An 870-nucleotide genomic window follows, 5' to 3' on the forward strand; every position below is an offset into this window, starting at 1 on the left:
AAAAAATGTGAAGCTGTAAGAGACAGCATTCCGATTGGCAAACCAATACCAAATACAAAGGTTTACATATTAAACGGTACGGATTTATGCGGTATCGGAATGCCGGGAGAATTGTGTATTGCAGGTGCCGGAATAGCAAGAGGGTACTTGAAACGTCCTGAGCTGACCCATGAGAGATTCATTGACAACCCTTACGGAATGGGTAAAATCTACCGCTCAGGAGATCTGGCTAGATGGCTTCCTGATGGAAATATCGAGTATCTCGGAAGAATAGACGAGCAGGTAAAGATAAGAGGATACCGTATTGAGTTGGGAGAGATAGAGAATGTAATCAGAAAGATTGATTATATTACGGATGCCGCTGTTATCGTTCGGGAAGATTCAAAAGGAGAAAAAGCAATATTCGCATACATGGTTTCAACTGAAAAAATAAATTCGGAAGAAATTAGGAATATTATTGCTAAAAGCCTGCCAGACTATATGATTCCGGCATATTTAATGCAGCTTGATAACATACCCCTAAATAGAAACGGGAAGGTTGACAAAAAAACATTACCGGCTATTGAAGTTAGTACTGGCGGATATAAAGCACCAAGGAATAAATTGGAACATGTAATATGCGAGGTGTTTTGTGAGGTTTTAAAATTAGACAAGGTAGGCATATTTGATTCCTTCTTTGAATTAGGAGGACATTCTTTAAGAGCAACAATGCTTGTTAACCTGATTGAAGAAAAAGCAAGAGTCCGTCTGTCACACAAGGATATTTTCTTATACCGAACACCGGAAAAGATAGCTGGTGCAGTAAATCGATGTGCGACAAACGAATATAACCCTATTTCTGCTGTTGCTGTGAAGGAATACTATCCCATG

1 protein-coding gene is annotated in these 870 nt (G+C 39.3%); it reads left to right on the forward strand.

The window, feature by feature from the left end:
• A partial coding sequence (locus L323_RS0121290; protein ID WP_031342556.1) for a non-ribosomal peptide synthetase occupies positions 1-870 on the forward strand: 870 nt, incomplete at both ends.

The sequence above is a fragment of the Ruminiclostridium papyrosolvens C7 genome (genome assembly GCF_000421965.1).
Lineage (GTDB): Bacteria > Bacillota > Clostridia > Acetivibrionales > DSM-1351 > Ruminiclostridium > Ruminiclostridium papyrosolvens_A.